Source organism: Ochrobactrum sp. EDr1-4 (assembly GCF_049199085.1).
Lineage (GTDB): Bacteria > Pseudomonadota > Alphaproteobacteria > Rhizobiales > Rhizobiaceae > Brucella.
This window is the reverse complement of record NZ_JBLZOF010000003.1, coordinates 722,309-735,845: the sequence shown is the minus strand read 5'-3', so window position 1 is coordinate 735,845 and position 13,537 is coordinate 722,309. Positions and strand designations below refer to the sequence as shown.

The window sequence follows — 13,537 nt, the reverse complement described above, 5'->3', positions numbered from 1 at the left end:
CCATCATGAGTGTCAATCTCGCAGCCTTCCTCTACCTGGTCTCCGGCGTCCTGTTCATCATGGCACTACGCGGCCTTTCTCACCCAACCACCAGCCGTCAGGGTAACACCTATGGTATGGTTGGCATGGGTATCGCTATCATCACCACACTGTTGCTGGCACGTCCAAGCTTCGGTGGTTTGGTGCTGATCATTCTTGGTATCGCCATTGGTGGCGGTATTGGTGCAGTTATCGCACGCCGCATTGCCATGACGGCAATGCCGCAGCTTGTGGCAGCGTTTCACTCGCTGATCGGTCTTGCTGCGGTTCTTGTTGCCGCTGCCGCGATTTACTCACCACATTCTTTCGGTATTGGCGAAGTGGGTCAGATCCACGGTCAGGCGCTGATTGAAATGTCGATCGGTGTAGCCATTGGTGCAATCACCTTCACTGGTTCGATTATCGCATTTTTGAAGCTTGATGGCCGCATGTCGGGCAGACCAATCATGCTGCCGGGACGCCATGTTATCAATGCGGGACTTGCTGCTGCAATCGTGATTCTGATTGCCGTTCTAACCAACACCGAAAGCCATTTCGTGTTCTGGCTTATTGTCATTCTGGCGCTGGTGTTTGGTGTGCTGATCATTATCCCGATTGGCGGCGCGGATATGCCGGTTGTCGTGTCGATGCTTAACTCCTATTCGGGTTGGGCTGCAGCAGGCATTGGCTTCACGCTTGGCAATTTGGCGCTGATTATTACCGGTGCGCTGGTTGGCTCGTCCGGTGCGATCCTGTCCTATATCATGTGTAAGGGCATGAACCGCTCGTTCATCTCGGTTATTCTCGGTGGCTTCGGCGGTGACACTTCTGCCGCCGCTAGCGGCGAAGTCGAACAGCGCCCGGTTAAGCAGGGTTCGGCGGACGATGCGGCCTTCATTATGAAGAATGCATCGAAGGTCATCATCGTGCCGGGTTACGGTATGGCGGTGGCACAGGCACAGCACGCGCTGCGTGAAATGGCCGACAAGTTGAAAGCCGAAGGCGTGGAAGTGAAATATGCAATCCACCCTGTTGCCGGTCGTATGCCGGGCCATATGAACGTGCTCTTGGCCGAAGCCAACGTGCCTTATGATGAAGTGTTCGAGCTTGAAGACATCAATTCGGAATTTGCGACGGCTGATGTTGCCTTTGTGATTGGCGCGAATGACGTGACCAATCCGGCAGCGAAGACCGACCCACAATCGCCGATCTTTGGTATGCCGATTCTGGATGTCGACAAGGCGGGTACGGTACTCTTCATCAAGCGCGGCATGGGTTCAGGCTATGCTGGCGTGGAAAACGAGCTGTTCTTCCGTGACAACACCATGATGCTCTTTGCCGACGCGAAGAAGATGGTTGAAAATATCGTTAAGGCTCTCGACCACTAGGCCTTTGAGATTCGGGTTCTGGCGGCCTGCAAATGGCGTGGTTCTACGCTTCCGGTGCTCATGTACCTTAAGTACACTCCGCTCCGGTTCTCGAACCCCACCATTTTCGGCACGCCATTTCCCCGAATCTCATAAGGCCGGGACGTTCTGGCAAGAAACAAAAACGGCGGCTCGAAGCCGCCGTTTTTATTTGCGCTGGTAAATTTCGATCAGCCGTAGATCATCTTGTCCTGCAACGCACGCAGCTCAGCAATCTTTGAGCCGGGCTGTGGTGCTGCGTTGGCATAGGTGATGAGTTCACCCTTTTTGATTGGTGCAGTGACGGTGCCGTTTTGCAGCAAGCCGCAAGGAATAGCCTGGGCGGTGCGTGCTTCTGGTGTCGTCATGATCCAAGAACGATAGCAATATTGTCCAATTGCATCGAGTTTTTCGCCGGGCTGCATATCTTTCTTGGCGACAGCGCAGACTTCTGCAACTGGCTTTGGCAGCGGCACCATATCGGCTTTGCCGTGCAGAACGGCGCGGGCAACCGTGAGCGGCACTTCCAGCGAAGTGAGGTGGTAAGGACGGTGGAAGGTAAAATAGGGACCTTTGCCGATCTTCAGATCTTCCAGTCGCTCATTTAGGCGAGGGTGGTCCATTTTGGCCACAACGAACACGCCGGGCGAGACGCCTTTGCCGATGGAATAATCAACCACACCGCTTTTACTCAGAACGCCGCCATCGGCTTGCGGGATGAGTGTGCTGCTCAACTGATCGACGCTTGCGCGAGGGCCGTGCATGCCGGCAATGTCTGGAACAAGTCCAGTCGCATTAGCAATCGCGGCCATTTCGACCATGGTTTTAGAGCCATCGATGAATTCGACCAGCAGACGGACATTCATGTTCCGGCGGTCGGCTTCTGCCTGATAGTCATCAGGGATGGCATCGAAATTAAGCGGGTTATTTTTGCCCTTTCCAGCCGAAACCACTTCGTAGCCAAGCGCTGAGACAAACTCGATCAGCTCCATGCAGGAGGAAGGCTCGTCGCCTGCACCCAGCGAATAGATGACGCCTTGCTTGTCGGCCTGTGCCTTGAGGTAAGGCCCGATGGTGACATCGGCCTCGACATTCATCATCACAAGATGCTTGCCATGCTCGATAGCCTTGATACCGGTTTCTGCACCCACTTCCGGAACGCCGGTGGCATCGATAATGACGTCGATCAGCGGATTGGAGAGGATTAGATCATTATCATTGGTGACTGCGATCTTTCCGCTTTCGATAGCGCTCGTCATGGCGCTTTCGGTGTTAGCTTCGTGCGCATTGTCATCGTCGCCATAGGCGGTGCGAACAGCTTTGAATGTGTTTGGCAGACGACGGGCGGAAAGAGCGCCGACTTCAATGCCGGGCATACGCGCCACTTGTGTGACGATGTCTGTTCCCATTTCGCCAGCGCCGATAAGACCGATGCGGATTGGTTTGCCTGTTTGAGCGCGCATTTGTAAGTCCCGCGCCAGTCCAACCAGTGCCACATTCGTTGTCATGAGAGTCTCCGCGATAATTTTTTCATGCTTCTATAGTTATTGATGCGCAATTGACGAACAGTCTCTATATCAACACTGAAAAGTGCGCATCTTAAATTGTCGCGACAAAATACGCATTCTACCGGAGTTCTCATGAGCAACGCATCCCCCTTCGACCTTGTTATCTTCGATTGCGACGGTGTTCTCGTCGATAGCGAACCGCTTTCCTGCCGCGCTTTTGAGCAGGTTTATGCCAATTACGGCATGATGCTGCCGGAAGGGACTGTTGCCAAAGGCATCGGCATGAAGCAGGCAGATATTCTGGCGATGATAGCCGACCTGACTGGCCATCATCTGCCAGACGAGGCTCTAAGCCAGTTTTGGCCTGAAACAAAAGTCTTGTTTGCAGAGCATTTGCAGCCAGCAACTGGTATTGCAGATTTCCTGAAGGTGTTGCCCAACAAGCGTTGTGTGGCGTCGTCATCGCAGCCAGAGCGTATTGCGTTCAGTCTCGAGAAGACTGGAATCAGCCAATATTTTGGTGATGCGGTTTATTCATCCAGCATGGTCAAGCGCGGCAAGCCTGCGCCAGATTTGTTCCTCTTTGCTGCCGATAAGATGGGTGTCGATCCTGCGCGCTGCGTGGTGATCGAAGATTCGCCTTTTGGCGTTGAGGGTGCGATTGCGGCTGGCATGACCGCTTTTGGCTATACTGGCGGCGGACATACATATGAGGGTCATGCTGAACGCTTATCATCCAAGGGTGCGGAACGGGTTTTTGCGCATTGGGATGATATTGCCCGTGAAATACTGGTTACTGCCTGATTAACCGTCTTGCTGTTGCGTTATTAATAGACAACAACAGAGTATCAGTTCAGCAGAAAGTTTCATGGAATGAAAGACGCAATTACGCTCGACCAGTTGCGCGAAGCAGTCGGTACGGAAGTTGGATGCTCTGAGTGGCGTGAAGTCACACAGTCGATGATCGATCAGTTTGCCGATGCAACGGATGACCACCAGTTCATCCATGTTGATCCTGAGCGCGCAGCCAAGGAAACGCCTTTCGGCGGCACGATTGCACACGGCTTTCTGACGCTGTCACTGCTCTCGACATTGGCTTTCGAGGCATTGCCGATGTTGCAGGGTGCAACGATGGGCATCAATTATGGCTTTGACAAAGTGCGCTTCATGTCGCCGGTAAAGACTGGCGCACGCGTGCGTGCGCGGTTTAAGCTGTCGAGTGCGGATATTCGTCCATCAGGCCGTGTGGTCAATCACTACGAAGTGACGCTGGAAGTCGAAAACTTGGTGAAGCCAGCGCTAACCGCGACATGGATCACCATCTCAGTTGTCGAGCCGCCACGCGGCTAATAGCACCTCTGATTACGAAACTAAGAGCCGTCCTTCTTCATCGAGAGGGGCGGCTTTGTCTTTATGCGCTGTCATCAGATCGCGGAAGAAGAACGGACCGTGCAAAAACATGCCGAAATCGTAGAAATTCTTCTTCTCTGCACCGCGCATGTAAAGCAGATGCATCAGGAAGAAATTCCCCTTTGAACGTTTGTAGCGATTCTCGCTATGCACATTCTTAAAGCGGATACGGTGGATAAGCGGCGGGTTTTGCGTGTTGATTTTGAGCGCCTTCGCAGGATCAGAACCATAAAAATGGATAATGTCGGTGAGAACCTGAAATTCTGACCAGAGAACCGGGCTTTCTTCCATCACAACGCGAACGTCTTCGCGCAAGGCTTTTGCTTTTGGGTGCAGTGCGATCATCAGCAGGCAGGAACCAATAGCTAGCATCGATACAGGCTGCTTGCGCAAAAGGTCAGGGCGTTCGCGTTGAAGGTCTGCAAGCGCTTCAACGGCGGGAACTGTGCCGAGGCTGTGGCCGACGATAATCACTTCGTCCGCATTGCTTTCTTCTATTTTCTTTTTCAGCGCTTCTGCAAAGGCTCTGCGGCGCGCTTTCAGCTTATCGTTGCGATCATAGATGCGGTCATAGGCTGCCGACCAATCATCGAGCAGATAAGACATGAAGAATCGGTCGCCCGGCCAACGGACCAGCAATGTTGCAACCACAGCGGCGATCGGCAGTGACCAGATGAGGTTCCAGACGGGGAAACCTGCCAGCATGGGGGCATAGGCGATAAGCGCTGCTATTGCGATAATCACAATTGACAACAGAAATGGCCACATGAAGAACATCACAAAGCGCCAGCTTGTCATCAGATAGCGGAGCAGGGTGCCTGTGAAGAAAATGTTCATGAAGGCGCGGAAGCCCGTCAGCATACGCCTAGGCGTGGAACGAGCGGCGTAATCGTCAAAGATGTCTGCGGTGCCGAACTGGCAGAATTCTGTTTCCGTCTGCCAGCCATTGCCCTGAGTCGTTGCGGTGAACGTGCCGCAGTCATCCGGCTCGTCTTTCATCGGCGGCAATTTGGTCTTCGCACGCCACAAACGGTCGAAATCCTTCAACGCAAGCGCATGGCGCACGCGGACGGCTTTGGGATGTAGGCCTTCATAGCCTGTGAATTGAATAACGAGTCGTTTGCGAAAAGACATAAATCTCGACAGAAGGAATCAACGAATGGGGATAAGGCGGTGTATTAGCCGTTTTTTTGCTATGATTGAGCAATGAGGCTGAATTGTGCGGAAAGTGGAGGCTCTCTAGCCTATAGGGCGCGATTTAGTCACTATAATTTGTCGTGAAGTCATTATTTGTGCCCAAGACTGGGCAAAGTGCCATCTTAAGGTGGACAAAAGCCGGGCTATCTGGTAATGCCAGCCCCAATTTGCAACGTTTAAGTTGCGAAGCTTGGGAGCCTTTGGGCGTATAGACAGTTGACTCTATCAGCTGAACATCGTTAAGAGACGCCCTTAATGCCTCAGGCTAAATCGAAATTCTAACCGATACGGGATTACACGTGCAGGTACTCGTCCGCGATAACAATGTTGATCAGGCTCTCCGCGCTCTTAAGAAAAAGATGCAGCGCGAAGGTATCTTCCGCGAAATGAAGATGCGTGGCCATTATGAAAAGCCATCTGAAAAGCGCGCTCGCGAAAAGGCAGAAGCCGTTCGTCGTTCGCGTAAGCTGGCTCGTAAGCGCGCTCAGCGTGAAGGCCTTATCGGCGGCGGTCGTCCCGCAGCTCGCTAAGTGACCTGAAATTGGCGCTGCCTGTGTGGCGCCTTTTGCTTGCCGGTGCAGCTTATGGCTTGCGCCGGTTTTTGCATGTCTGAAGGTTTGTGGCGCACTTTGAAGGCGCTTCACGAGATAAGACATGCCGATTTGAAGTGTCAGTGCGCTGCCATATACTGACCTTTATTGTGGCGTTGAGCTTGATACGTCAGAGAAACATAGTTTTGGCCAGTTGAGTTGATCGGCGGTTTTTCCTGCTATCTTCATCTGTGCTATACAATGAAAACATCATGGCTGTTATAACAGTCGGGGACAAAGTTGACGCAAGCTTGGGTACGCTCCCGTGCTGCGCTCACGCAGAAAGGAACGCTGCCGTTGCCAACGCGCTTTAAGGTGATGCACTCGTCCGGCAAATTTGTTGCCCGTAACAGCCTATTGGCTGCAACAGCCGTCTTGGCTCTTGGTCTCGTCGGCTGTCAGAGCTCTTCGACGCAAACCGCGTTGAGCACGGTTGATCGTGCTCAAGGGTCGAATGAGAACATTGGCTCGCTGACAAGCGTTATCCAGAGCAATCCGCGCGATCCTGAGGCTTACAACGTTCGAGGCTCTGCTTACGGCAAGGCACGACGCTATAAGGAAGCGCTGCGCGATTTTGATCAGGCGATAGCCCTTAATCCGAATTTCTATCAGGCCTATGCCAACCGCGCCCTGATCTACCGTTACATGAATGACAACGGTAAGGCCGCGCAGGACTATAGCCGTGCGATCCAGATTAACCCGCAATATGATGCAGCCTATGTCGGTCGTGGCAATGTTTACCGTCAGGCCGGACGTCTTGATCAGGCATTGAGTGATTTCAATCAGGCAATCGCTTTGCAGACGACCGATGGCCGCGCCTATCACAATCGTGGTTTGATTTATCAGGCCAAGGGTCAGCATAAGCAGGCGATTGAAGATTTCTCGAAAGCGATTTCACTCAATTCGACTGCGCCTGAACCTTACAATGGCCGCGGCATTTCTTATGTGGCGTTGAGCGATTACGACAACGCCTTCGATGATTTCAATACGGCAATTACGCTTGATGGAAACATCGCTGAAAGCTGGGCCAATCAGGCGCTGGTTTATGAACAACGCGGCGATAAGGCAAAAGCTGCCAATTCTTACACGCGCGCTATTCAGCTTGATGCAAGCTATCAGCCTGCCAAGGCCGGTCTGGCCCGCACGCGCGGTTAATCATTATCTTTCCCGCAAGAATAACGGTGGCGTTCTCCAAAGTTGTGAGCGCCACTTTTCTTTATGTAATGCTGGCATATAATAGTCTTTATGTCGCTCTTCGATCACATCGGTTTTCAAAGCAAAGACCTTCGCCGCAGCTTATCATTTTATGAAAGCTGCATGCCTAAGCTCGGCCTCACCATTATTGCCCATTCGGACAGCGGCTTCTTCGTCAGTGGAGGGGAGAGGGCACCAGTGCCGTTTCTTTGGATACACAAAGCGCCGAAAGCGGGCGCTGACGAGCCTGATGGCAAGCCGGGCAATCATCTGCATCTTATGTTCAATGCGAGTAGTCGCGACGATGTAGAGGCTTTTCATCAAGCCGCTCTTAAAGGTGGCGGCAAGGAGAGCGGGCCACCGGCCTATCAGGGGCCGGAAGAGATGGGCTATTACGCAGCTCTTGTCTTTGATCCAGATGGCAATACGTTGGAAGTCGGTTTTCGAAAGAGGGTGCGGTAAACACCCTCCTGTCAGTCAATATTTAGCTGCGTGAACGCAGGTTGCGCTTGTCGAGACGATTGACGAGATAATCGCCGATCAACTGAATGCCGCACACCATGATGATAAGAATAATCACAACAGCAATCATGATCTGCGTTTCAAAGCGCTGATAACCGTAACGAATGGCCAGATCGCCTAAGCCCCCCGCACCAATGGCACCAGCCATGGCAGATGCGCCAATAAGCGTGATGATTGTCACGGTGAAGCCAGCGATAATGCCGGGTAGGGCTTCTGGCACCAGCACTTCACGCACGATTGTCCAGCGGTTAGCACCCATCGAGCGGGCAGCTTCAACGAGACCGTTATCCACTTCGCGCAGTGAGACTTCTGCTATACGCGCATAATAAGGAATAGCGGCAATCGATAGTGGCACGATGGATGCCCATGTACCGATTGATGTGCCGACAACAAAACGCGTCACCGGAATGAGTGCCACAAGCAAAATGATGAAAGGCACTGAACGAAAGCCATTGATGATGGCGCCGAGGATGGCATTGATAGTCAGATTTTGTGCAAGGCCACCACGTTCAGTCAGAATCATGATGAGTGCCAGCGGAAGACCAACGACGAGCGAAATCAGGCTCGAAAAGCCGGTCATGATCATGGTCTCCCAGAAGGAGCGCCAGAGAAGATCAAGCATTGCCTGAGACATAGCCGAGAACCTCCGTGGCGTCTGCATGGGTGTTGAGATAGGCGATAGCGGCGTCTAGTTTGGCCTTGTCCTGCGCGGGTAAGCCAATGAACATAGTTCCAACGGGTTCGCCTTGAATGGTATCCATGCCGCCATGAATCAGTTGCAGCGGAATGCCTGTTGCAAGCGTTGCTTCGCTGAAGAATGCACCTTTGGCAGCGGCACCTGAAAGCTTGACCTTGAGAATGGCATGATCGCCGGTTTTCTCAAGACGCTCGCGCCACACGGCAGGCAATTCCGGCTCCAGCACTTGCAGCATGCTTTGTGTGATTGGCGACTGCGGATTGGCAAACACTTTCCAGACCGGACCTTCTTCAGCAATGACGCCGTGATCCAGCACAATCACCCGGTCGGCGATGCGGCGGATCACTTCCATCTCATGGGTAATGAGCAGGATGGTCAAGCCGAGCTTGGTATTGATGTCTTTAAGCAGCGCCAGAATCGACAGGGTTGTCTCAGGATCAAGCGCTGAAGTGGCTTCGTCAGAAAGCAGAACGGCGGGTTCAGCAGCAAGTGCGCGTGCAATGCCGACGCGCTGCTTCTGGCCACCGGAAAGCTGTGCCGGATATTGCTTCGCTTTATCGGAGAGACCGACCAGATCCAGCAGTTCGGCCACGCGCTTGATGCGTTTTGCTTTCGGCATGCCTGCAATTTTAAGCGGCAGTGCAACGTTCTGCGCAACAGTTTTGGCGGAGAGCAGATTAAAGTGCTGAAACACCATGCCGATGCGGCGGCGAACAGGGCGCAGCGCGTCTTCACCAAGGCCGGTAATCTCACGACCTTCAATCAGAATCGAACCACTGTCGGGCTTCTCGAGGCCATTGACGCAACGGATAAGCGTTGATTTGCCCGCGCCACTGCGGCCGATAATACCGAGAATTTCGCCGCGTGCGACGGAAAGAGAGACGCCATTGATTGCCGGCGTCTCACCGAACATTCGACGCACGTCTTTCATGGCGACGATGGGCGCTAATGCGGCAGGTGGCTGTTCAATGGTCACGGTCGTTTCTTCTATTTTTTATCTCGCAGCAGGGAGGCTGCGAATGAATAGTTTGATAAGGCTTCAAGGAAAATGACGCCAAAGGGCATAGGCGGCTTTTCATAAGCACGCGCGGATGCTTTTGGGCAATTTTTTCGCTTACGTCAATAAAAGCCGCGCCGGAAATGCTTTTCCGGCGCGGTCTTTCAGGCATAGAGAGCAATTAGTTCCAGGCTGGAATGCCTGTGCCCTTGTAAACGCGGTCGATTTCAGCCTTCACGGTATCGTTTTGGAAGGATGAAACAAGGTTCTTTACCCAATCGGCGTTTGCATCTTCGGTACGGACCGCGATGAAGTTGTTGTATGGGTTGTTTTCCTTGGATTCCCAGCCGATCGCTTCTTCCTTTTTGAGGCCCGCTTTGCCAGCCCAGTCGTTGTTCACGATGGCGACATCGAGATCATCAATCGAGCGACCGACGACACCGGCGTCGAGTTCCTTGATTTCGATCTTCTTAGGATTTTCAACAATGTCGATTGGCGTTGCAAGGATGCCTGCTTCAGGCTTCAGCTTGATAAGGCCGCTTGCTTCGAGAACGCGGAGCGCACGACCTTCATTCGATGGATCGTTTGGCACGCCGACGACTGCACCTTCCTTGAGTTCATCAAGGCTCTTGATCTTGCGCGAGTAAATGCCGATTGGCCAGACTGCGGTATAACCGGCAACGTCGATCTTGTAGCCATGCTGCTTGATCTGTTCGTCGAGGTACGGCTTATGCTGGAAAGCGTTCGCGTCGATTTCCTTGCGCTCAAGCGCTTCATTTGGCTGGTTGTAATCGTTGAAGGTTACGCGCTCGATGATGAGGCCGTGCTTCTTGCCTTCTTCAGCAACGACTTTCCAGACGTCTTCGTCTTCGCCGCCCATGATGCCGACCTTGATGGTCTTATCTTCTGCGTGGCTAGGTGCAGCTGCAAAGCCAACGGTGAGGGCTGCAACAGTGAAAAGAGCGGCTTTCAGACCAGCGCGGCGGGTCAGCGAATAGCGGGAAAGGACTGACGACATTCTTATTTTCCTTGTCTAAAGTTTTTTGGAGAGCCGGTCCCGGAAAGCGATCAAATTAGATGATCTTTCTCCCCCTGCCCACCTTGATGCCGATAATTCCCGTTTATTAGACAAGAAACAAGAAAAATTATTTCAGCTTCACGAGATTCAGCGATTGTGAAATTGCGTTCACAGTCGCGTGAGCGGATTGTCTTTTCAGTTTGTGCGGGTGTGAGGAATCTCGTTCTAGATCGGTTCCGTAAATATGCCATCGTTGGAACCGCTCTATAGATATTTCTTCAGCATTTCCGAACGCAAAACCGGTTCCCACTTTTGCTGGAAATGCTTTAGTAATTATCCGAAATAATCATCTGCGCGGCCTTCTCGGCGATCATCAAAGTGGGTGAATTCGTATTACCTGACGTGATTCCCGGCATGACCGAGGCATCGGCTACGCGTAGTCCCTGAATACCGTTTACACGCAGGCGCGGATCGACAATCGCATCTGCATCTGCCCCCATACGACACGTGCCGACCGGATGGAAAATCGTTGTGCCGATATCGCCCGCCGCTTTTTCCAGCTGTTCCTGCGTTTCATAGCTTGGTCCGGGCTTGAATTCTTCCGGACGATATTTTTGCAAAGGTACCTGTGCCACGATATGGCGGGTGAGGCGGATCGCATCGGCGGCTACTCGGCGGTCGCTTTCTGCGGAAAGATAGTTTGGCTTGATTGCCGGTTGGGTGCGGTGATCTGGTGATTTGATATGGATCGAGCCGCGACTGTCGGGCCGCAGATTGCAGACGCTTGCTGTAAAGGCTGGGAAGGGGTGAACTGCATCACCAAATTTATCGAGGCTTAATGGCTGCACGTGATATTGCAGATTGGCGGTTTCATAAGATGGGTCTGAGCGTGTGAAGACACCGAGTTGACTAGGAGCCATCGACATGGGGCCAGAGCGACGCAGCAGATATTCCAGCCCGATCATGGCTTTGCCAGTGAGTTTGCTGGCTTTCTCATTCAGCGTTGGAATGCCACTGACTTTATAAGCACAGCGCAGTTGCAGGTGATCTTGCAGGTTTTCGCCCAGCTGTCTGCGTTCGAGCTTAACGGGAATGTCTGTCTGCTGGAGAATATCGCCGCGTCCGATGCCCGAAAGCTCGAGGATTTGTGGCGAGCCAACTGCACCCGCCGCGAGAATCACTTCGCGTTTTGCTTTTATGGTGCGGGTTGTGCCGTTCTGATCGAAGGTAACGCCAGTGGCGCGTAACTCCTCAATCTCAATGCGGCGCACATGGGCGCCCGTTTCAACGCGCAGGTTTTTGCGATTAAGAGCTGGGCGCAGAAAAGCCTTTGCTGTATTCCAGCGAATGCCGCGCTTCTGGTTGACCTTAAAATAGGACACACCTTCATTGTTACCGCGATTGAAATCATCCGTTGATGGGATGCCAGCCGCAACCGCTGCATCACGAAAAGCATCCAGAATATCCCAGTGCAGGCGGGCATTTTCAACGCGCCATTCGCCACCTGCACCATGCAGATCATCTGCACCTGCAAAATTGTCTTCGGATTTTTTGAAGAAGGGCAACACGTCGTCCCAGCCCCAGCCGTCGCAACCGGCCTGCCGCCACAAATCATAATCGCGTGCCTGTCCGCGCATATAGATCATGCCATTGATGGAGGAGCAGCCACCAAGCACCTTGCCGCGTGGATAGCCGAGAGAGCGCCCATTCAGGCCTGCTTCCGCTTCTGTGGTAAAACACCAGTCGGTGCGCGGATTGCCGATGCAATAAAGATAGCCGACGGGGATATGAATCCACGCGTAATTGTCTTTGCCGCCTGCTTCCAGTAGCAGCACGGAACGATTTGGATCGGCAGAAAGGCGGTTCGCAAGGGCGCAGCCAGCCGTGCCCGCGCCAACCACGATGTAATCGTAGGTGTCGGTCATGATTTCATATCCAGTAAAAAGGTGGAGCCGCTATCTGATGAACATGCGGCTCCGGGAGTGCCGGTTATCCGAACAATTTTTTTCCAAGCCGCGATGCATAGAACTCACCGACGATACCTTTTCGGAAGAGTAGGACGCATGCCATGAAGATGACGCCAGTGACGATTGTTACGGGGAAGTCAGAGGTTGCGAGATAGTTCTGAAGAGCGACCACGAAGGCTGCGCCGACGATTGGGCCGATCAGCGTCCCGATCCCGCCAAGCAGCGTCATCAGGATCACTTCGCCCGACATCTGCCAGCCCACATCGGTGAGTGTTGCAAACTGGAACACGAGTGCTTTCATGCCGCCTGCAAGGCCTGCAAGTGCTGCCGACATGACAAAGGCTGCGAGCTTGTAGTGATTGACGGAATAGCCCAATGAGACAGCGCGGTTTTCGTTTTCGCGGACTGATTTGAGGATCATGCCGAAAGGCGAATTGATGATGCGCCAGATGGCAAACACGCCGATTACAAACACTGCCAGCACAAAATAATACATATTCATCGGTTGGTTGAGATCGATTAAGCCAAAGAGATAGCCGCGTGGCACGCCCTGAAGACCGTCTTCGCCGTGGGTGAACGCCGCTTGCAAACAGAAGAAGAAGAACATCTGCGCTAGCGCCAGTGTGATCATCGTCGAATAGATGCCCTGACGGCGGATTGCGAGATAGCCAATCACAAGACCGAGCACGGCCGCAGCCACCACGCCAAGCAGGATGCCGATTTCTGGCGTGACACCCCATACTTTGACGGCATGGGCTGTCACATAGGCGGCACCTCCAAAGAAGGCTGCATGGCCAAAGGACAAAATGCCGGTATAGCCGAGCAGCAGATTGAAGGCGGAGGCAAACAGCGCAAAGCACAGCATCTTCATCAGGAAGATCGGGTAGACCATGAAGGGCGCTACGATCAGTCCAGCCACGGCAATCGCCAGAATGATGGCAGACAAGCTGTTGAGGTTCGGCGCTTTTGCCTGATGATTTGCCGTCGTTGCTTTAAGAACAGTATCAGCCATA

Annotated in this window: 13 protein-coding genes; 6 read left to right on the top strand and 7 right to left on the bottom strand. The window is 53.0% G+C overall.

Annotation, left to right across the window (positions count from 1 at the left end; all coding sequences use genetic code 11):
• Window positions 1–5 precede the first annotated feature (5 nt).
• Window positions 6–1,406, top strand: a complete 1,401-nt coding sequence (locus tag ACOZHT_RS14580; RefSeq protein WP_339511277.1) for an NAD(P)(+) transhydrogenase (Re/Si-specific) subunit beta — start codon at window positions 6–8, stop codon at window positions 1,404–1,406.
• Window positions 1,407–1,615: 209 nt separating this feature from the next.
• On the opposite strand, the gene ACOZHT_RS14575 is transcribed toward ACOZHT_RS14580, so the two are convergent.
• Window positions 1,616–2,932, bottom strand: a complete 1,317-nt coding sequence (locus ACOZHT_RS14575) for a 1-deoxy-D-ribulose 5-phosphate reductoisomerase (RefSeq protein ID WP_339511279.1) — start codon at window positions 2,930–2,932, stop codon at window positions 1,616–1,618.
• A gap of 132 nt (window positions 2,933–3,064) precedes the next feature.
• Between ACOZHT_RS14575 and ACOZHT_RS14570 the strand changes: the two genes are divergently transcribed.
• Together ACOZHT_RS14570 and ACOZHT_RS14565 are read left to right on the top strand one after the other, a co-directional pair.
• Window positions 3,065–3,736, top strand: coding sequence for an HAD family phosphatase (locus tag ACOZHT_RS14570; RefSeq protein ID WP_339511281.1), 672 nt, complete (start codon window positions 3,065–3,067; stop codon window positions 3,734–3,736).
• A gap of 69 nt (window positions 3,737–3,805) precedes the next feature.
• Window positions 3,806–4,282 (top strand): MaoC family dehydratase, encoded by a 477-nt coding sequence (locus tag ACOZHT_RS14565; RefSeq protein WP_339511283.1) that lies wholly within the window; start codon window positions 3,806–3,808, stop codon window positions 4,280–4,282.
• A gap of 12 nt (window positions 4,283–4,294) precedes the next feature.
• On the opposite strand, the gene ACOZHT_RS14560 is transcribed toward ACOZHT_RS14565, so the two are convergent.
• Window positions 4,295–5,476, bottom strand: a complete 1,182-nt coding sequence (locus tag ACOZHT_RS14560; protein WP_339511285.1) for an alpha/beta hydrolase — start codon at window positions 5,474–5,476, stop codon at window positions 4,295–4,297.
• Between the two features lie 362 nt (window positions 5,477–5,838).
• On the opposite strand from ACOZHT_RS14560, the gene rpsU reads away from it, so the two are divergent.
• From rpsU to ACOZHT_RS14545, 3 genes are all read left to right on the top strand, one after another.
• Window positions 5,839–6,069, top strand: coding sequence for a 30S ribosomal protein S21 (gene rpsU / locus ACOZHT_RS14555; RefSeq protein ID WP_339511287.1), 231 nt, complete (start codon window positions 5,839–5,841; stop codon window positions 6,067–6,069).
• 378 nt (window positions 6,070–6,447) lie between these two features.
• Window positions 6,448–7,284: a tetratricopeptide repeat protein gene (locus tag ACOZHT_RS14550; protein WP_339511761.1), complete on the top strand. Its 837-nt coding sequence runs from the start codon at window positions 6,448–6,450 to the stop codon at window positions 7,282–7,284.
• A 90-nt stretch (window positions 7,285–7,374) separates the two neighbouring features.
• Window positions 7,375–7,785 (top strand): VOC family protein, encoded by a 411-nt coding sequence (locus tag ACOZHT_RS14545; RefSeq protein WP_339511289.1) that lies wholly within the window; start codon window positions 7,375–7,377, stop codon window positions 7,783–7,785.
• Between the two features lie 22 nt (window positions 7,786–7,807).
• Here ACOZHT_RS14545 and ACOZHT_RS14540 read toward each other — a convergent pair whose 3' ends face one another.
• From ACOZHT_RS14540 to ACOZHT_RS14520, 5 genes are all read right to left on the bottom strand, one after another.
• The gene (locus ACOZHT_RS14540) at window positions 7,808–8,479 is read right to left on the bottom strand and encodes a methionine ABC transporter permease (RefSeq protein WP_007876310.1); all 672 of its coding nucleotides are present in this window, start codon (window positions 8,477–8,479) and stop codon (window positions 7,808–7,810) included.
• On the bottom strand, window positions 8,460–9,518 hold the full coding sequence (locus ACOZHT_RS14535) for a methionine ABC transporter ATP-binding protein (RefSeq protein ID WP_339511291.1): 1,059 nt from the start codon (window positions 9,516–9,518) through the stop codon (window positions 8,460–8,462). Before ACOZHT_RS14535 ends, ACOZHT_RS14540 begins: the two co-directional genes overlap by 20 nt.
• Window positions 9,519–9,720: 202 nt before the next feature.
• Window positions 9,721–10,557, bottom strand: a complete 837-nt coding sequence (locus ACOZHT_RS14530) for a MetQ/NlpA family ABC transporter substrate-binding protein (RefSeq protein WP_339511293.1) — start codon at window positions 10,555–10,557, stop codon at window positions 9,721–9,723.
• Between the two features lie 326 nt (window positions 10,558–10,883).
• Complete coding sequence (locus tag ACOZHT_RS14525) at window positions 10,884–12,482, bottom strand: GMC family oxidoreductase (RefSeq protein ID WP_339511295.1); 1,599 nt, start codon at window positions 12,480–12,482, stop codon at window positions 10,884–10,886.
• Between the two features lie 64 nt (window positions 12,483–12,546).
• Window positions 12,547–13,536 (bottom strand): branched-chain amino acid ABC transporter permease, encoded by a 990-nt coding sequence (locus ACOZHT_RS14520; RefSeq protein ID WP_339511297.1) that lies wholly within the window; start codon window positions 13,534–13,536, stop codon window positions 12,547–12,549.
• Between the last annotated feature and the right edge of the window lies 1 nt (window position 13,537).